Annotated in this window: 13 protein-coding genes; 6 read left to right on the forward strand and 7 right to left on the reverse strand. The window is 63.8% G+C overall.

All coding sequences use genetic code 11. The features are described from left to right. Positions 1-38 precede the first annotated feature (38 nt). From NKH63_RS14965 to pdeM, 4 genes are all read left to right on the forward strand, one after another. Positions 39-389: a MarR family winged helix-turn-helix transcriptional regulator gene (locus tag NKH63_RS14965; RefSeq protein WP_352918049.1), complete on the forward strand. Its 351-nt coding sequence runs from the start codon at positions 39-41 to the stop codon at positions 387-389. Positions 390-419: 30 nt separating this feature from the next. Then, positions 420-1,280 (forward strand): C40 family peptidase, encoded by an 861-nt coding sequence (locus NKH63_RS14970; RefSeq protein ID WP_023719525.1) that lies wholly within the window; start codon positions 420-422, stop codon positions 1,278-1,280. 67 nt (positions 1,281-1,347) lie between these two features. Next, positions 1,348-3,870 carry a ligase-associated DNA damage response DEXH box helicase gene (locus tag NKH63_RS14975; protein ID WP_023719524.1) on the forward strand — a complete coding sequence of 841 codons (2,523 nt, stop codon included), beginning with the start codon at positions 1,348-1,350 and terminating at the stop codon, positions 3,868-3,870. A gap of 14 nt (positions 3,871-3,884) precedes the next feature. Further along, entirely contained in the window at positions 3,885-4,583 is a 699-nt protein-coding gene (gene pdeM, locus NKH63_RS14980) for a ligase-associated DNA damage response endonuclease PdeM (RefSeq protein ID WP_502895892.1), read from the forward strand. Positions 4,584-4,589: 6 nt separating this feature from the next. Here pdeM and NKH63_RS14985 read toward each other — a convergent pair whose 3' ends face one another. Genes NKH63_RS14985 through NKH63_RS14995 form a run of 3 tightly spaced genes read right to left on the reverse strand, consistent with a single transcriptional unit; the run spans position 4,590 to position 9,198 of the window. Further along, positions 4,590-5,525 carry a dimethyl sulfoxide reductase anchor subunit family protein gene (locus NKH63_RS14985; RefSeq protein ID WP_023719522.1) on the reverse strand — a complete coding sequence of 312 codons (936 nt, stop codon included), beginning with the start codon at positions 5,523-5,525 and terminating at the stop codon, positions 4,590-4,592. An 11-nt stretch (positions 5,526-5,536) separates the two neighbouring features. Next, the gene (locus tag NKH63_RS14990; RefSeq protein ID WP_023719521.1) at positions 5,537-6,271 is read right to left on the reverse strand and encodes a 4Fe-4S dicluster domain-containing protein; all 735 of its coding nucleotides are present in this window, start codon (positions 6,269-6,271) and stop codon (positions 5,537-5,539) included. Then, the gene (locus NKH63_RS14995) at positions 6,268-9,198 is read right to left on the reverse strand and encodes a molybdopterin oxidoreductase family protein (protein ID WP_352918051.1); all 2,931 of its coding nucleotides are present in this window, start codon (positions 9,196-9,198) and stop codon (positions 6,268-6,270) included. Before NKH63_RS14995 ends, NKH63_RS14990 begins: the two co-directional genes overlap by 4 nt. A gap of 280 nt (positions 9,199-9,478) precedes the next feature. Here NKH63_RS14995 and NKH63_RS15000 point away from each other — a divergent pair, with 280 nt between their 5' ends. Beyond that, positions 9,479-10,381, forward strand: a complete 903-nt coding sequence (locus NKH63_RS15000) for a LysR substrate-binding domain-containing protein (RefSeq protein WP_352918053.1) — start codon at positions 9,479-9,481, stop codon at positions 10,379-10,381. 5 nt (positions 10,382-10,386) lie between these two features. On the opposite strand, the gene NKH63_RS15005 is transcribed toward NKH63_RS15000, so the two are convergent. From NKH63_RS15005 to NKH63_RS15020, 4 genes are all read right to left on the reverse strand, one after another. Then, positions 10,387-11,643 carry an Hsp70 family protein gene (locus tag NKH63_RS15005; RefSeq protein ID WP_352918055.1) on the reverse strand — a complete coding sequence of 419 codons (1,257 nt, stop codon included), beginning with the start codon at positions 11,641-11,643 and terminating at the stop codon, positions 10,387-10,389. Between the two features lie 107 nt (positions 11,644-11,750). Next, complete coding sequence (locus NKH63_RS15010; RefSeq protein WP_023719516.1) at positions 11,751-12,542, reverse strand: TIGR02186 family protein; 792 nt, start codon at positions 12,540-12,542, stop codon at positions 11,751-11,753. Next, complete coding sequence (locus tag NKH63_RS15015) at positions 12,542-13,465, reverse strand: sulfite exporter TauE/SafE family protein (RefSeq protein WP_023719515.1); 924 nt, start codon at positions 13,463-13,465, stop codon at positions 12,542-12,544. The genes NKH63_RS15010 and NKH63_RS15015 overlap by 1 nt, the downstream gene beginning before the upstream one ends. 191 nt (positions 13,466-13,656) lie before the next feature. Further along, entirely contained in the window at positions 13,657-17,511 is a 3,855-nt protein-coding gene (locus NKH63_RS15020) for a peptidoglycan-binding protein (protein ID WP_352918057.1), read from the reverse strand. Between the two features lie 550 nt (positions 17,512-18,061). Between NKH63_RS15020 and NKH63_RS15025 the strand changes: the two genes are divergently transcribed. Beyond that, positions 18,062-18,523: a MerR family transcriptional regulator gene (locus tag NKH63_RS15025; RefSeq protein WP_023719513.1), complete on the forward strand. Its 462-nt coding sequence runs from the start codon at positions 18,062-18,064 to the stop codon at positions 18,521-18,523. Positions 18,524-18,629 lie beyond the last annotated feature (106 nt).

Raw genomic sequence — 18,629 nt, forward strand, 5'->3', positions numbered from 1 at the left:
GAAACGGAACCGAAACAATTTTCCGTCATGCTGGACGGATGTCGATTATCATGCGTCCAAGTCAGGCCTTGCGACTGTGGCAGCAGGTGGTGCTGTCGCAGGTGCGCGACGACGCACCCGATCTCACCATGCGCCAGACGGCGATCCTGTTCACCATCTATCTCGAGCCGCCGCCGCACACGGTGCGCGGTCTGGCTGCCCGCCTCAATGTCACCAAGCCGGTGATCACCCGTGCGCTCGACACGATGGGGGCGCTGAAGTTGGTGTCGCGCCACCGCGACGAGCTCGACAAGCGCAACGTGCTGGTCAGGCGCACAGTCGAAGGTGCGCTCTTTGTCGAACGCTTCGGCGATGTTATCATTGCCAGAGCCCAAGAGCTGCCGATTTGACCAAATTGTCCATTTGAACGAGTTGCCGATTTGACCGCCAGGGATGCCCGCCTCCATGCCTTCCGCTCCGATCTCGCCGATGCCAGGCTGAGAGGCGAGGTCGCCGCCGACCGGTTCGTCGCCGGCCGGCCGGCTCGCATCACCGCTTCCGTGGCCGACATCCGCAAGGCGCCACGGCCGAATGCCGGTGTCAACACACAGCTTCTGTTCGGCGATGACATTCTCGTCTTCGAGGACGCAGAAGGCTGGGCCTGGATCCAGGGCGAATGCGACGGCTATGTCGGCTATGTCGCCGACACGGCGTTGGGCGCTCGGGACCATGCGCCGACCCATATCGTTTCGGTGCCGCGCACCTTTCTCTATCCAGGACCCGACTTGCGCTTTCCGGTGAGCGGGCAATTGTCGATGGGATCATTGGTGACGGTGACGGGCTCAGCCGAAACACGCGGCACGCATTATGCGCTGTTGCCGTCCGGTCAAGCGGTCATCTCGGGTCATCTCAGGCCTGTCGCCGAGGCGGCCGCCGACTACGTTGCTGTTGCCGAGAGCTTTCTCGGCACGCCTTATTTGTGGGGCGGCGCCTCGGGCTTCGGCATCGACTGTTCCGGTCTCGTGCAATTGGCGATGGGCATGGCCGGCAGGCAGGTGCTGCGCGATTCCGACATGCAGGCGGCAACCATCGGCGAGCCGCTCGTTCCGGGGCCGGACTTTTCCGGGCTTCAGCGCGGCGACCTGGTGTTCTGGAAAGGCCACGTCGCTATCATGACCGACGCCGAGACGATAATCCACGCCAATGGCCACACCATGCTGGTATCGCGTGAAGGACTGAGCGAAGCGATCGCCCGTATCGGCTATCTCTATGGCGGTCCGACGGGGTTTCGCCGGCCGTAACGCGAATCGATCACCTTTTGTTCTGATTCTGCTTGGCGATCGCGCGCCGCCGCGCTACCTCTGACGCGTGACAGAGCAGCTGCGCCTTGCCGAACAGAAAGCCGCCGTCGTCCTGCCCGAGCCATTCGTCAAATGGTTTGCGGAAAAAGGCTGGTCGCCGCGCGCCCATCAGATCGAATTGCTGGCCAAGGCTCAGGGCGGGCAGTCGGTATTGCTGATCGCCCCGACCGGCGCCGGCAAGACGCTGGCCGGGTTCTTGCCATCGCTGACCGAACTGGCCGGCCGGCCAAGGAGAAGGCCAGGGCAGGCGCATCGCGGCATCCACACGCTGTACATCTCGCCGTTGAAGGCGCTGGCCGTCGACATCGAGCGCAATCTCGGCAAACCCGTCGAAGAGATCGGGCTGCCGGTTACTGTCGAGACGCGCACCGGCGATACGCCCGCACACAAGCGCCAGCGGCAGAAGCTGGCGCCGCCCGACATTCTGCTGACCACGCCCGAGCAATTGGCGCTGCTGATTGCCGCGGCCGACGCCAGGCGCTTCTTCGAGGACCTGCGCTATGTCGTACTCGACGAACTGCATTCGCTGGTGACCTCGAAGCGTGGGCACCTCCTGTCGCTTGGCCTGGCCCGGCTGCGCTCGTTTGTGCCCGCCCTGCAGATGATCGGCCTGTCGGCGACGGTCGCCGAGCCCGACGAATTGCGGCGCTGGCTGGTCAGCCAGAATCCACCGGGGCCGATGGCCGAACTGATCGTCGTCATTGGCGGCGCCAAGCCCGAGATCTCCATTCTCGATTCGGAGGAGCGCGTGCCGTGGGCGGGACATTCGGCCCGCTACGCAACGCCGGAGATCTACAACGAGATCAAGCGCCACAAGACAACCCTGCTGTTCGTCAACACGCGCAGCCAGGCGGAGCTGCTGTTCCAAGAGTTGTGGCGGGTCAACGAGGACACCTTGCCGATCGCGCTACACCATGGCTCGCTCGACGTCGCCCAGCGCCGGCGCGTCGAGAAAGCGATGGGCGAGAACGCCTTGCGTGCCATCGTCGCCACCTCGACGCTCGACCTCGGCATCGACTGGGGCGACGTCGACCTGGTCGTCCATGTCGGCGCGCCGAAAGGTGCCAGCCGGCTGGCACAGCGCATCGGTCGGGCCAACCACCGTATGGACGAGCCGTCGAAGGCGATCCTGATCCCGGCCAATCGCTTCGAGGTGCTGGAATGCAGGGCGGCGCTCGACGCCAATTATCTGGGCGCCCAGGATACGCCGCCGCTGGTCAATGGCGGGCTCGACGTGCTGGCGCAGCACGTGCTGGGCTGCGCCTGCGGTGCGCCGTTCCAGGCCGATGCGCTGTTCGAGGAAGTGCGAACGGCAGCACCCTATGCCGATCTCGACCGGCCGACATTCGATCGCGTCATCGATTTCGTCGCCACCGGCGGCTATGCGCTGAAGAACTACGAACGCTACGCCCGTATTCGTCTCAACAAGGACGGGCTGTGGCGGGTGTCCAATCCTCGCGTCGCTCAGCAATACCGGCTGAATGTCGGCACCATCATTGAAGTGCCGGCGCTCAACGTGCGCTACGTCCAGGCCGGCAGCAGAGGCGCGGCTTCGCGTGGCGGTCGGGTTCTTGGCAAGATCGAGGAGGCGTTCCTCGAAACGCTGACGCACGGCGACACCTTCATGTTCGCCGGCAAGGTGCTGCGCTTCGAGGGCATCCGCGAGAGTGAGTGCTTCGTCTCGAACGCGCCGGGCAGCGACGCCAAGGTGCCGTACTATGGCGGCGGCAAATTCCCACTTTCGACGTACCTAGCCGAACAGGTGCGCGCCATGCTGGACGATCCGCAGCGCTGGAAGAAGCTGCCGGAGCAGGTCGCCGACTGGCTACGTTTCCAGGCCGACAAGTCGGTGCTGCCGAAACGCGACGATCTGCTGATCGAGACCTTTCCGCGCGGCAACCGCTACTACCTGGTGGCCTATCCGTTCGAGGGCAGGCTGGCGCACCAGACGCTGGGCATGCTGCTGACCCGCCGCCTCGACAGGGCGGGAGCCAGGCCGCTCGGCTTCGTCGCCACCGATTATGCGCTTGCCATATGGTCGCTGGCCGATATGGGTCACATGTTCAGGGCGAAGAAACCGTCGCTGGCTGCGCTCTTCGATCAAGATATGCTGGGCGACGACCTCGAAGCCTGGCTCGCCGGCAGCTGGCTGTTGAAGCGCACCTTTCGCAATTGCGCGCTGATCTCGGGATTGATCGAGAAACGCCACCCGGGCCAGGAGAAGAGCGGCCGCCAGGTGACCGTGTCGACCGACCTCATCTACGACGTGCTGCGCAGCCATGAGCCCGACCACATCCTTTTGCAGGCGACGCGGGCCGATGCCGCGACCGGTCTGCTGGATGTCAGCAGACTTGCCGAGATGCTCTCGCGCGTCCAGGGTCGAATCATGCATAAGAATCTCGAGCAGATATCGCCGCTCGCCGTGCCGATCATGCTTGAGATCGGCAAGATGCCGGTGCACGGCGAGGCCGATGAGACGCTGCTGATGGATGCAGCCACGCTGGTCGAGGAGGCCATGGGGACGAAATGACTGTGGCGCTGGCAATGGCTGCGACTCTGGCGGATACGGGCGCCGTCCGTATCGCTGGCGAACGCGCGATCTGCGACCGCCGCGGCGTGCTCTATTTTCCCGAATTCCGGCTTCTGGCCGTATCCGACCTGCATCTGGAAAAAGGCTCCTCACTGGCCAGGCGCGGCACGCTGGTTCCGCCTTACGATACCGGCGCCACGCTGCTCCGGCTGCAGACGGTGATTGCCGATTATCAGCCTGCGATAGTCATCAGCCTGGGCGACAGTTTTCACGATGGCGGCGGCGCCGCGCGCATGCACGCAAGCTTTCGCGAAAGGCTGGAAGGGCTGATGGTTGGGCGCGACTGGTTCTGGGTCGCCGGCAATCATGACCCGGAAGCACCGGCCGACCTGCCGGGCGACACCGTGCGCGAGCTGGCCATCGGCTCTCTGCTCTTCCGGCACGAGCCTTCGGCGGTAAGGGTGGAGGGCGAGATATCAGGCCATCTGCATCCTTGCGCCCGCATCGTCCAGCAAGGCCGTTCGGTGCGGCGGCGCTGCTTTGCCGGCGATGGCGGCCGCATGATCATGCCGGCCTTCGGCGCCTACACCGGTTCGCTCAATCTCCTTGACCGCGCCTATGCCGGGCTGTTCCGCCGCGAAACGCTGATGGCCTATATGCTTGGCACTGAGCGCATCTTCGCGATTTCCCACTCGATGCTCAGGCCGGGCTGAGCTGCCCTATCGTCCGTAATAGAGGGTAACAGTGTGCTTGGCCTCGGCGAAGAACAGCCAGCGCTCCACCAGCATGCCGGCGAGTTGGGCGATTGCGGAGAGTATCGACGAAGCCGCCGCAAAGGGCCACGGCAAGGCAAACGCCGCAATCAGCAGCAAAGCGGGCAAGGCAAAGGCCAGAGCCTGGGTGATCAGCCGCAGCTTTGCGCTGTGCTTGCGTGCGATGCGAAAGCCCATTTCCTTGAGCAGATAGTTTTCCTCGGTATGCGGCCATTCCATCGACCGCACCGTGCCGCCGGAAAGCCCGGTTGCGGTGTTGGCATTGGTCGGGATCTCCAGCCTATCATTGTATCGCCAGGTCGCCAGCTTCAAACCCCAGCCAAGCGCGGTCAGCAACAGGGCAGCCGCCAGAAGCATATTCGAGCCTGCCGCAAATCCCTGCAGCAGGGCGTTGAGCAGTACGCTGCCGGTCATCGCCGAAAAGATCAGATAGCCGGGCAGGGTGAAGCGGCTGTGCCATTGGGCGATCGGCTTCAACGACGCGTAGATCATGCCGGTGGTGCAGACGGTTGCGACCGCGCCGATGGCAGCGAGCAGCCCGGCGACAGCCACCCAGCCGCTCGTACGGCCGAGGACCACCCAGCCAATACCGAACAGTCCCGCCGGCACGAAGGTGGCGACCGAGGCAACGCCTTCGCGCGACAGCCATGAGCTACGCCATTGCGAGAAGGCACGCCAGGCGCGTTCGGGCCGGCCGAGATGGCCGGCCGAGGACAGCAGGCCTGCCGAGATCAGGCCGAGCGACAGCCCCATGCCGGTGAGGCCAAGCCAGAAATCGGGCGGGATAAAGCCCTGTCCGGCCAACACGCCAAGCAGCGCGAGCAGGCCGTAACCGGCGCCCGTGGCGGTGGTGAAAAAGACGACGGAGAAGGCTGGATGCATGAAGGCGCGGGTCAGTTCGAAAGCATGCGGTCGACCCAGCCAAGGAAACCGCCTTCGGCTCGCATCGGCTGGAGCGCCTGTGCCGGCACCGATGCGGCGCGATTGGTGTGGGCGCGTGGCGGCAGATATTTGTTGGTCGGCCTGTAGCCCATCTCCGGCATCAGGTCGACACCGCCGCGCTCCGCCACCAGTTGCGAGATAGCCGATGCCGGATCGCCCAGATCGCCGAAATGCCGCGCGCTGGTCGGGCAGGCGGCAACGCAGGCCGGCACGCGGTCTTCCTCCGCCAGATTGTCGTTATAGATGCGGTCGACGCACAGCGTACATTTCTTCATCACGCCGACATCCGTGTCGAATTCGCGCGCGCCGTAGGGGCAGGCCCAGCTGCACAATTTACAGCCGATGCATTTGTCCTCGTCGACCAGCACGATGCCATCCGACGCCCGTTTGTAGGAGGCGCCGGTCGGGCAGACCGTGACGCACGCCGGTGTCTCGCAGTGCAGGCAGGAGCGCGGGAAATTGACCGTGCGCCCACCCATCTCGGTCATGTGCTCATAACTGTGCACGCGGTTGAACCAGACGCCGTCGACATTGCCGCCATAGGGGTCGATGTCGGTTAGCGGCGCCATATGGCCGCCGGTGTTCCATTCCTTGCAGGCGGTGACGCAGGCCTGGCAACCAACGCAGGTGTCGAGGTCGATGACCAGGCCGAGCTTTTTGTCGGTGTGGGCGGGAAGGCAAGTCATTCGGCAGCTTCTCTCTCCTGACGGAATTCGGCGCCGAAACTGAGCTTGTCGGGCGAGGGCTCGAAGTGTGGCGGCTGCCGGAACCGCTCGAATTGCGGCTCGGTGAAGCCAGCTTCCTCGGCCGCGCATTTGACGATGCGCACGCGCAGGTCGAACCATGCCGCCTGGCCGGTGACAGGATCGGAATTCGAATAGCGTTTGCCATTCGCATCGGCAGAGGTCTGGTCGCCGATGATGTGGTTGAGCAGGAAGCCGCGATTGGATTCGGCCGCGTCATCCTTGAGCCCCCAGCTGCCGCGCCGTTTGCCGATCGCGTTCCAGGTCCACACCGTATCGGCGTTGACGCCGTCGATCAGGCTGATCTGCCCCTTGACCTTGCCGTTGATGCTCTCGATCCACACCCAGTCGTCATCGACAAGCCCGAGGCTGGCGGCGGTCCGATTGTGCACGAACAGCCGGTTCTGGCTGGTGATCTGCCTTAGCCACGCATTCTGCGCGCCCCAGGAATGGTACATGTGCATCGGCCGCTGCGTCAGCGCGTGGAGCGGATAGGCTTGGCTATCGACTGCAGCCTCTTCGAAGGGCGCGTACCAGAACGGCAGCGGATCCATATAGGTCTCGATACGGCTGCGCTCCGCCTCCGGCGGCAGCACCTCGCCATGGCCGCGCGCCGCAAGGCGAAAGCGCTGCATCGGCTCGGAATAGAGTTGGAAGACGATCGGCTCGGCCTTCGGGATGAAGCCCATGCTCTCGGCGAATTCGAGATAGGAGCGGTTGGCCATCTTGTAGTAGCGCTGATCGGCGGCGAAATCCTGGTGCCAGAAGCCGCCATTATCGATGTAGCGCTGCAACTGGTCGGGATTGACGTCGCCCTTGCCGACCGAGGCCCCGTCCTTGCCGCGCCAGCCGGCGAGCGGACCGACACCTGGCGTGCGCTCGTGATTGACGATGTAGTCGGGATAGTCGCGGTATTTGGCGGAACCATCGTCGTCGACGAAGCCGGGCAGGCTGAGCCGCGCGCCGAGTTCGATCAGCACCGTCTGGAACGGCCTGACGTCGCGATCCGGCTCGACGACGGGATGGCGGATGGCGTCGCCCGGCCCGTCGGCGTGGCTGATCGGCCGATCGAGCAAACTGATACAGTCATGACGCTCGAGATAGGTCGTGTCCGGCAGCACCAGATCGGCAAAAGGTACGGTCTCGGAATAATAAGCGTCGGAATAGATGATGAACGGGATCGTGTACTCACCCGACGCATCAATATCGGTCAGCATGGCCATCGTCTCGACGGTATTCATCGACGAGTTCCAAGCCATGTTGGACATGTACATGAACAGAGTGTCGATCGTGTAGGGATCGCCGGCCCAGGCGTTACGGATAACCGTGTGCATGAGCCCGTGTGCGGCCAGCGGCGCATCCCAGGAGTAGGCCTTGTCGATACGGATCGGTTTGCCGCCTTCGTCGATCAGCAGGTCCCCCGGTCCGCAGACAAAACCGAGCGGCATGCCCTCGAGCGGCGTCATCGGCTTCACATTCTTGCCGGCTGGCTTCGGACCCGGCGGTGCAGACCGTGGATAAGGCGGTTTGAAGCGAAAGCCGCCCGGCACGTCCACCGTGCCGAGAAGCACCTGAAGCAGATGAATGGCGCGGCAAGAGTGAAAACCGTTCGAATGGGCCGAGATGCCGCGCATCGCATGCATCGACACCGGCCGGCCCTTGATGGTCTCGTGCCGGCGGCCGGCCCAGTCCGTCCACGCCACCGGCAATTCGATTTGCTGTTCGAAGGCGACATGAGCGAGTTCGGCGGCGATCCTGCGGATGGTATCGGCGGAGATGCCGCACCGGTCAGTGACCGCCTCGGGTGAATAGCTCTCATCCAGATAGCGGTCGGCGACGAGTTGGAAGACCGGCACGCAACGGCGGCCGTCGACGAGAAAGCTGCCGGTCAGTGCGGGCTTCGCGTCGGCGTCACTGGCATTGACTGGCATCTTCGCCACCCTGTCCCAAGCCAGCGGATTGCCGTCGCCGTCGCGCATGAACAGCCCGTCATCGACGGCTCCAGGCTCCTGAATGACGAGGCCGTGGGCGTTGGTGTAGCGCAAGAGGTAGTCGAGATCGACGCGGCCTGCCTTCAGCAATTCGTGGATGAGTGCAAACACGAACAGGCCGTCGGTGCCGGGCCGGATGCCGATCCAGTCGTCGGCAATCGCGTTGTAGCCGGTGCGGCAGGGGTTGATCGAGACCACCTTGGCGCCGCGTGCCTTGAGCTTGCCGAGACCGATCTTGATCGGATTGGAATCATGATCCTCGGCAACCCCGAACAGCATGAAGTACTTGGTGTTGTCCCAGTCGGGCTCGCCGAACTCCCAGAACGAGCCGCCGATCGTGTAGAGGCCGCCGGCCGCCATATTGACCGAGCAGAAGCCGCCATGGGCGGCAAAGTTCGGTGTGCCGAACTGGCTCGCCCACCAGCCGGTCAGCGATTGCGACTGGTCGCGCCCGGTGAAGAAGGCGAGTTTCTTCGGATCGGTTCGGCGGATATTCGAAAGCCGCTTCGTCGCGATCGACAAAGCTTCCTCCCACTCGATCTCGCGGAACTCACCCGAGCCGCGCGGGCCGGTGCGCAGCAGCGGCTTCTTCAGCCGAGCCGGGCTGTAGTGCTGCATGATGCCGGCGCTGCCCTTGCCGCACAGCACGCCACGGTTGACCGGATGGTCCTTGTTGCCGTTGATGTAGCGGACTTTGCCGTCCTTGATGTGGACGTCGATGCCGCAGCGGCAGGCGCACATATAGCAGGTGGTCTTGGCGATGCTGTCGGAGACATCAGGCGAAGTATCGACGCCGTCGCCTTCGGCGGGCGCGCGCGTATCGGCAAGCGGCCGTTGGGATGGTGCTGAGTTGGCGCCGCGCAGCGGTTTGTTGGTCATGATCCGGCGATGTTGTTGCGTTCCGCGGCCTTGGCTCTCGTCTTCGGGCCTGGGCCGCGCATGTAATGCTGTTCCGGCCGATAGCGTTCACCGACGAGCCGCCACCGCAGGCTGCGGGTCCAGTGCGTAAACACGGATTTGAACAGCCTCACCAATTTCTACCCTCGACTGTTCTGGCGCGACTTTTTTCCAATTTCGGGCTAAAATTTAGAACAAAGCAATCAATCTGTCTAACAACTTGCTCTTGTAATTCCAATCGGATTTGCTTCTTAATGCTGGCATGACTCTGGACCAATTGCGGATCTTCGTCGCCGTCGCCGAACGGGCGCACATGACCAAAGCGGCCGACTTGTTAGGCATTTCACAGTCGGCCGCGTCCGCCGCCATCCGCTCGCTCGAACAGCAGCACGGCGTGCAGTTGTTCAACCGAGTGGGCCGCAATATCGAGCTCGCCGAGACCGGACGCCGGTTCCTGCCGGAGGCCAAGGCGGTTCTCGAGCGGGCGGCGGCCGCCCACAACGTGCTGGAGCATGTCTCGCAGACGATATCAGGCAGTCTCTCGATCGCTGCCAGCCAGACCATCGCCAGCTATTGGCTGCCGCGCCGGCTCGCTTCTTTCCACGAAGCCTATCCTGCCGTCAGGCTGAGCGTGAGCATTGGCAACACCAGGCAGGTCGAGACCAATGTACTTGATGGCGCAGCCGATTTTGGCCTGGTCGAGGGGCGCACCGAATCCGACATTTTGCGGCGTGCCAAGGTCGATATCGATCGCATGATGCTGGTCGTGGCGCGCTCGCACCCTGAGATCGCGGAAGTTTCGCCTGGGCATCCCGACCTCGGCGGGCTTCGCTGGATCATTCGCGAAGGCGGGTCGGGCACGCGCGAGGCGCTGGAGGACCTTGCCCGACGCGACGGGATTTCGTTCGCGGACCTACAGATATTCCTGGTATTGCCGAGCAATGAGGCTATTCGCCAGGCGGTCGAGGCCGGCGCCGGCGCCAGCATCATTTCGGAACTCGTCGTCGCGCGCGCGGTCGCCGAAGGCAGTCTGCGTTCCGTGCCGATCGATCTGCCGAAGCGCGAATTTGCCATGATCACGCATCGCGACCGGCAGCCAAGCCTGGCCCAGATGGCGCTCAAGGCGCATCTCGGCGGCAAAGCTGAGAGAACCGCGCCGCTTTAAGCCGATCAGGCGAACTTCCGCTGTGCGTCGAGCGCCAGCCCAAGCCCGACTGAGCCGAACACATCGCCTTCGATAACCGACGCCTGCGGCACCAGAGCCAGGATCTGCTGCCTGGCCAGCGGGATCGCGGTCGATCCGCCGGTCAGGAACACCGCCGTGATGTCGGAGGGCTTCACCTGCGCGTCGCGGACGGTCTGCTCGACGGTACCTGCAACGCGCTCAATATCCCGAGCGATAGTGGCTTCGAGACCTTCGCGCGTGATCTCTGCCGTGAACCTCACCTCCGGTAGCGCGACCTCGATACCGGCCGACGATCGATCCGTCAGCTCGATCTTGGCCCTTTCGACCAGCGCCGCCAGCGCGTGGCCGTAACGATGCTCGACGATGTGGATGAAGCGGTCGACCAGGTCTGCGCGCTCTGCCTCGTAGCGGATCTGGCGAAGATGCGTCATCGCCCTTGCGGTATAGACCAGGTTGATGCGCTGCCATGTCGCCAGGTCGATGAAGTAGCTCGCCGGCAGATTGCGCTTGCCATCCTTAGTCGACGTCAGATAGCCGAGCTGAGGCATCACATGGGCGATGCTCAGCAGCCGATCGAAGTCGGTGCCGCCGATGTGGATGCCGCGGCTGGCCAGGATGTCGTCCTTGCGGTCGAGCGAGCGGGCGCGCTCGGGCGAGACCCGCACGATCGAGAAATCGGACGTGCCGCCGCCCATGTCGATGATCAGCGCCAGTTCCTCGCGCGTCACCTTCTGTTCGTAGTCGAGTGCCGCCGCGATCGGCTCGAATTGGAAGGCGATGTGCTTGAAGCCCTGAGCGCGAGCGGCATTTTCGAGTTCGTGCTCGGCCTCGGCGTCGGCCCCGGAGTCGTCGTCTACGAACTGTACCGGCCGTCCGATTACGACGCTTTCGACTGTGTCGAGGGCGTTTTCTTCGAGCTTCTTTTTCAGGTGGCCGACAAATAGGCTGACAATTTCCATGAAGCCGATCGAGCGCGCCTTGATGCGCGTCTTTTCGTGAGCGAGCGAGCTGCCGAGAACGCTCTTCAGCGAGCGCATCAGGCGGCCTTCGATACTGTCCGTATAGTTGGCGATGGCGCGTCGCCCGAAATAGGTGCGGTTGTCCTCGAAATTGAAGAACACCGCACTGGGCAGAGTGACTTGGCCGTCTTCCAAGGCCACCAGCCGCGGCTGCCCGTTCCTGACCACGCTCACGGTGGAATTCGAAGTGCCGAAGTCGATACCGGCAAATGCTGGTCGCATCGTGCGTTCCTATATTCTGATTTGGGGAGCAGCAGCTCGTGCCCGGTCGGACCGGGGATCGCGGTCTAGCCCATACCCTCGGAAAGGGAAACCACTTTTACGAGAGTTCAGTCTTTCCTGAAGACCAGTCTTCCGAGCCAGCCTGTCAGCATGGCCAGCGATACGGCAAAGACACCGTAGAGGAAGGAGTAGTCGTGGGCGACGCGGAAGATCGACTGTTCGAAACCGGACTTGCGGATTTCGAGCTGGGCGGAGCTTTCCTTGATGAACAGGCCGCTCTTGAACAGGAAGGCGCGCGCCTTGTGGGTGCCGACCGGAACGTTGGGAGCGAGCCTGACGGTGGCGCGGAACAGGTTCTGCGACAGGAACTGCACACCGCCGACATTCTCGCTGTAGAGGCCTGTTGCCGCCTTGCGCTCGCGCAGCGCGGCGGTGAACTCCTCGATTGTCGCCGGGCTGTCCTCGGCGTCGGCCGGCTGCAAATAGAGGTTGGAGGCGCCAAGCGACAGCTGCTTGTAGCTGTTCGGATCGGTGACGTCCTGCAGCGGCCGCGTCGTCGCCACAGAATAGGAGACAGGTACGTTTTCGAAGGTCTCCGACTCCAGATTGACCCAGACGCCGAGCACCCGGTCCTTGCGGCGCACGACGACCGGTCGGGCCGGGCCTTCCAGCACAACGATCACGTCGTAGCGCCCTTGCCGTGCGACAAGCGGATCGGCATTTTCCAGCGATCCGAAGATGGTCAGGTCGGCGCCGGAAAAGCCGGCGGTAATCGAGACATTGTCGGTGGAAAGGCCGATCTGGATGTTTTCGGTTAGTGGCGTCTGTGCCTTCGCCGCTGACGCCGCGGCCAGCAGCGACAGCAAGGCGGCGGCCGCGAGCGTCCTCAAGCCAGCCATCAGCTCAGGCCCACGCCGGACAGCGAATAGAGATTGGGAGGCGTGACGAAAAGATCGATGGCGAGCCGGATGGCGACCGCCAGCACAAGCAGCGCCAGCAGCGCCCTGAGTTGTTCGCCCCGCAGCCTCTGACCGGCCTTGGCGCCATATTGTGCGCCGGCGACGCCGCCTGCCATCAACAGGAAGGCGAGCATGACGTCGACCGTCTGGTTGGTGGTGGCGTGGACCAGCGTGGTGTAAGCCGAGGTGAAGATGATCTGGAACAGCGAGGTGCCGATGACGACGTTGGTCGGCACTTTCAAAAGGTAGATCAGGGCCGGCACCATGATGAAGCCGCCGCCGACGCCCATGATCGACGATAGGAAGCCAATCGCCGCGCCCAGCCCAAGCACCGGAATGACGCTGACGAAGAGCTTCGAGGCCCTGAACCGCATCTTCAGCGGCAGGCGGTGGATCCAGTTGTGCTGGCCGGATTTCTTCAACACCGGTGCGGCGCCGCTGCGGGTGACGCGCAGCGCATTGATACTCTCGACCAGCATCAGCCCGCCGACAGTGCCGAGCAGCACGACGTAGAGCAGCGAGATGAACAGATCGAGCTGGCCGAGTCGGCGCAGGAACGCAAAGACATAGATGCCGCCGGTCGAGCCGACGATGCCGCCGGCCAAAAGCACGCCGCCGAGCTTGAAGTCGAGCGTGCCGCGCTTCATGTGCGACAGGGCGCCGGAGAAGGAGGAAGCGATGACCTGGTTGGCGCCGGTGGCGACCGCAATCGCGGGCGGTATGTTGTAGAAGATCAGCAGCGGCGTGATGAGAAAGCCGCCGCCCACGCCGAACATGCCCGACAGGAAACCCACCGCTGCGCCCATGGCCAGCAGCACGAAGACGTTAACGGAAATTTCCGCGATCGGGAGATAGATGCCCACCCGTCAGTCTCGATCAGTTTGCCTCCTGGCGAATGCAACCGTTGCGGGCATTTTGCGCCAGAAGGCTATCTCGTTCTTGCGCCGGCCGGGCGGTGAAGTCAAACTTCGTCGCACCGCCGAAACAAAAAACAACTCAATCAGTTAACAGGCAAATCTGTGGCAAGGGCGTCGCGGAAACGACGCATCCGCCGTTATTTGCGCGCGAGCAACGCCTTGACCAGCTTTTCGTCGATCGCGCCGGTTGCCTTCATGTCGTTGTCGGTCTGGAAGGCCATGATCGCGTTCTTGGTTTTCCGGCCCATCATGCCGTCGGGATTGCCGGCCTCGTAGCCGTTCTTGTTGAGGATGCGCTGGATGTTCTGGACCGCTTTCTTCATGTCGATGCCGGCCGTCGTCTGCGGTGTGCCGTCCTGCCACGATTCAGGAATGTCGGCCGAATTGGCGGCTGGATCGAGCGGCTTGGCCTTCCACAGCTCGGCCGCGGCACGCGTACGCTCCAGCTGCTCGGGTCTCAGGGCTTTGGCGATCTCGTCGCGCTTGGCCGCCGCATCCTTGTCGCCGGTCTTGGCGACGAGCGCGAACCATTTGTAGCTCTCCTCGAGGTTCTGCTTCATGCCGACGCCCTTCGCCGCAAGGATGCCGAGATTGAACTGGCTGTCCTTGACGCCGAGGTCCGCCGCCGCCTGGAACCAGCGCGCTGCCGATTCATTGTCGGTCACGCCATCCGCCGCCATCGCAAACAGCACGGCCAGATTGTGCATGGCGCTGGCGTTGCCCTGCCCTGCGGCAAGCTGGTACCAGGTCTTCGCTTTTTTGATGTCGCGTGCGACGCCGATGCCCTTCTCGTAGAAATTGCCGATGCGGTATTCTGCCGGTGCGAAACCGAGATCGGCAGCTTTCTCGTACCATTTGGCCGCCGCTGCCATGTCTTCCTTGACGCCGCGCGACTCGGCGTAGCGCGAGCCGATCTCGAACAGTGCCTTGGCGTCGCCGCCGGCCGCTGCATCGCGCAGGGCGGCCGGACCGACACCGGCCGGAACCTCGATCTTGGCAACGCTTGCCGCGGCAGCATCTGCCGGCGGCACCGTGCCCGTCGTGTCCTGCGTCGCAGCTGTGGTGGTAGCAGGCGCGGCAGCCATTGGCTCGGCGTCGCTGGCCGTCGCCGCTGCCGGTGCGGGCACTGCGGCCGTGGCGTCTGGCGCCGCCATGTCAGGGGCTGCCGCGGGGGCTGTCGATGCCTCGGTTGCCGGTGTGGCGGGGCCGGTTTGCGCCGCCGTGTCGTCCTTGGTCGTCGCTGCGGACGGCTCTGCCTGCCTGACGATGGAGGACGGCGCGCTATCCTGCGCTGCCGTCTGCGCGTCCGCCTTCGGTTCGCTGGCAATGCTGGCCAATGCAGTCTCCACCGGCTGTGCGGCCACAGCCGGCGCCGCGTCATTGTTGGCGACTTCGACCGGATCGGAGAAGAAGGCTTTGCCCAGTTGCAGGCCGGCAAGCGCCAGCATGATGGCAATTGCCCCCATCAGGATCGGCTTGCGCCGCGCCTTGAGCAGGTCGCCTATCCTGAGCGCCTTGACCGGGCCTTTCATCGTCGACTGGCGCTTAAGGGCGTCCGCCTCGGCGGCCGCCGCTTGCGCAGCCCGTCTGGCTGCCGCGATGAAGTCCGATTTCGCCGCTTCGGCGCCGCCTTCGCGGGCCGGCTGCCCGCGCTCGTCGCGCACACGTTTCATGATGGCGCTGAGGTCGGGGGCGCCGGAGCCGGGTTCCAATGGCCGATTGGCGACCTTGGGGTCGAGCGGCTCGTCGAGATCGACGCTCGGTATTTCGACGCTCGACGCCGAGCCGGCAAGCGGCGGCATCTCGGCCTCCTTCTTGCCCTTCAAGGCGCGCGCCAGCCCGCCTAACATCGATTTCCTGCCGCCGCCCTGCTCGGTTTTTTCATGCGTCGTGTCTGAACCGAGGGCCGCCAGGGCGGCTGCCGCGGCCGCCTCGGCCGGCGTACGCGGACCTGGCTCGTCGCGCACGAGCGCCGCGGTGCGACCGTCCAGATCGGCCATGTTGCCCGTTAACGGCAGCGGCTGGTCGATGTCCATCGACGGTGCGTCCTGCACCGAGATCTTGGATGCCCGGCCGAAGCGTTTGCTCAACTCTGCGCTTGCCGGTTCGGCGGTCTCCAGTGAACCTAGCCTGTCAACAATCTTGAGCAGCGTGTCGTGGATAGCCTCGAACGTCCTTGAATTGCGCTCGTCCGAACGGCGCGTCAGCGCCTCGAGCGTCTTCAGGTCCTGGGCGAGGCCGGTAACGGCCGCCGTGTTGGCGCTTGATCCGGCCAGCGAGCGGACGGCGCTCTCGGCCGCCTCGCGCGCCGCGCCGAGGATGGAATCGCGGGTTCCGGCCAGCGACTTCTCGATCTCGTTGAGGCGCGGGCTGATGTCGTCGAATTCCGGCAGCGGCGTGCCGGGCTTGGAAAGATGCGCCGTCAGGCCCGCGACCTGCGCTTCGAGGCTGCGGATCAACGCCGGGTCGATGCTGGCGACCTGTGCCGCGGACGAATCCAGCCGGCTTGAAATGTCTTCGAGCCGGCTCTCCAGGCCGCGGATCGCCGCCTCGCTGGCGGGATCTGGAACGCGCGTCTCCATCCGCTTGGCCAGCGCGGTGAAGCGGGCGTCGATGGCATCCATGATGCCGGCGCTGTCGACCTGCGGCATGCGCTGATCCAGCCTGTCGGCGACTTCGTCCAACCGGCGCTCAAGGTCGCGAAACAGCATATTGCCTTGCTCGATGGCGTCGCCCTGGCGACGTTCCATCATGCTGGACAGCACATCGAAGCGCTGCTCGAGCCCCTGGAAGATGTAGTCGGCGTCGGGCATGGCAGGTGCATGGTCGATCTTGTCGGCGATAAGCGCGACTTGCCTGGCAAGGCGCTCCATAGCTTGTTCCGGCAGATTGGCTCGGCCGGCCAGCTCATCCACGCGGCTCGACAATGTGTTGAGACGGTCGATGACCTCCCGGCCCGGACGATCCTGCGACACTTCTTCGATTTGCTGGGCCAGTGAATCGATCCGCTTCTCGATGCGTTCGAAGGGCTCGGGGTCGAACGAATTGGCTTGCGCGGCAACCGTCGAGGCGACGATCGCGCGGGAAATCTCGTCGAGCCGCTCGTCGATCTGACTGAATGTGTCGCTGCCGCGATTGTCCTGCTGGCGGGCGAAATGGTCGACCGCTCCGGCAAGCATGCGGACCTTTTCCTCCAGCGAGCGCAGCGACAGCGATTCCGGCAGATTGCTGACGGCATTGCTGATCTGTTCGAGCCGCTCGGTCAGCGCCGACAGGCCGGGCGCGTCGGAGCGCTTGCGCTGATCGGCGTCGACGCGGTCCTCGAAGGCGCTCCAGCGGCGGTCGAAATCGTCCCAGCGGCGGCCCACTGCCTGCACGCTCTCCTCGCGCGCCAGCGTATCGAGAGCTGCCTTGACCTGCTCAAGCTCGAGCCGCAACATATTGACGCTTCTGTCGTCGCTTTTTTCGGCCAGCGTCTGGATGGCGCCGGAAAGCCGCTCGAATTCGACGCCGAGTTCGGCGCTGCCCTTGCCGCCGCCATTTGACTGGTAGGCTCGCTCGATATTCTTGCGCAGTGCGTCGAACTCGCGTTGCAGGCCGGAGGTCATCTGCTGGCGAAGCTCTTCGCGCAGGCCGCGCAATTCGCCAGCGATCTTGCCGGCTAGGGCGACGCCGTCCTCCTGGCCGCGCACCCGGTCGATATCGCGGGCGATCGCCTGGTAGTTCTGGTCGACGGCCGCCGCTGGACCTTTCGGCCGCTGCGCGTCGCGTGGGTCCTCGTACCGGCGCTGCTGGCCATAGGGTTGGGCACTAGGATAGCGCGGTTCTGCCGCTGGTCGGCGTGGACCGGGATGGCTTGCAGTCTCCTCGCGCGTCCGCTCCAGTCGCTGCTCCAGCGTTTCCAGGGAACGGTTGAGCTCTTCAAGCGTCGTGTGCGGCCTGCGCTGCCTGCCGGCGTTGAGTGTATCGAGGTAGGACCGCTTGCTGTTCATCAATGCGCCCGTTTCAGAATTGCTGGCTTTCACCAGGTTCCCAAAGTCCTGCCGGGACGAACGCGACTGCTTGGCTAGTTGCAGTGGAAGACGAGCTTCCCGGGTCTTACCCGCGCTCCGAAAAACCGTGAAAAATTCAATACAGGATAAACACGGGTAACCGACATGCGCACATTTCGCCCCAACGTGGTAAACAACGCGTTAACCAAGCTTAAGAAGTTGCAACTTTGTCGACTGGCTGCGGACGGCGCCGGGTGTCTTTTTGGACGCACAAAAGACGCTGTAGAATTTTGATCAGCCGCATGATCGCTCCCGAAATCGGCCACGACTTTTAGGTTATCCACCGGCGCTGCGGCATAAAGTTCCAAGCCCAGAACGCTCTTGCGTCGTAAGGCGGCTATCGATATAGCATTGACGTAAACGTAAACGAGCGGATTACGCCGTTTGCGATTTGTTTGTTGAAACCACGAGTGGAAGCACGCCCCCGCTTTCACTCAGGCGACGCAAGGTCCGCGACCGCGACGCCACCAGACGGGGAAAGCCAGTGACCATGAAACTTATTTCGCCCGGCCAAGCCGCGGCCAATACCAACGATATGTCGAGCGAAGCCGGTGAAGAGCTTGTCCGCATCGGCGAAATGGCCAAGAAATACGGAGTGACGCTGCGCACGCTGCGTTTCTATGAGGACAAGGGTCTACTCAACCCGCAGCGTGACGGCTCAACCCGTCTCTATACACGCCGCGACAGGGCCCGGCTGAAACTGATCTTGCTCGGCCGCAAGGTCGGGTTCTCGCTGCGTGACGTCAAGCAGATGATGGACCTCTACGATCCGAACGGCTCCAACACCAAGCAGTTGCGGTTGGCGCTCGACAAGTCGGAGAAGCAGCTTGCCCGCCTGCAGAAGCAGCGGGCGTTGATCGATGACGCTATCAGCGAACTGAGTGCCTCGATGTCGACCGTCCGGCAAATGCTGATCGAGCGCTCGGCGCCGCAGGCCAGCGTGGCGAGCTAAACTAAACCTGCCGATTTCTGACGAATGAGAACCGGGGGGGGGGAGGGCCCCCGGGGGTTGTAGTTTTAAAGCAGAACAAGCTTGGAGGAGTGGGGGGGGGGGGAAA

Source organism: Mesorhizobium sp. M0960, assembly GCF_040319055.1.
In the GTDB taxonomy this organism is placed as follows: Bacteria; Pseudomonadota; Alphaproteobacteria; order Rhizobiales; family Rhizobiaceae; genus Mesorhizobium.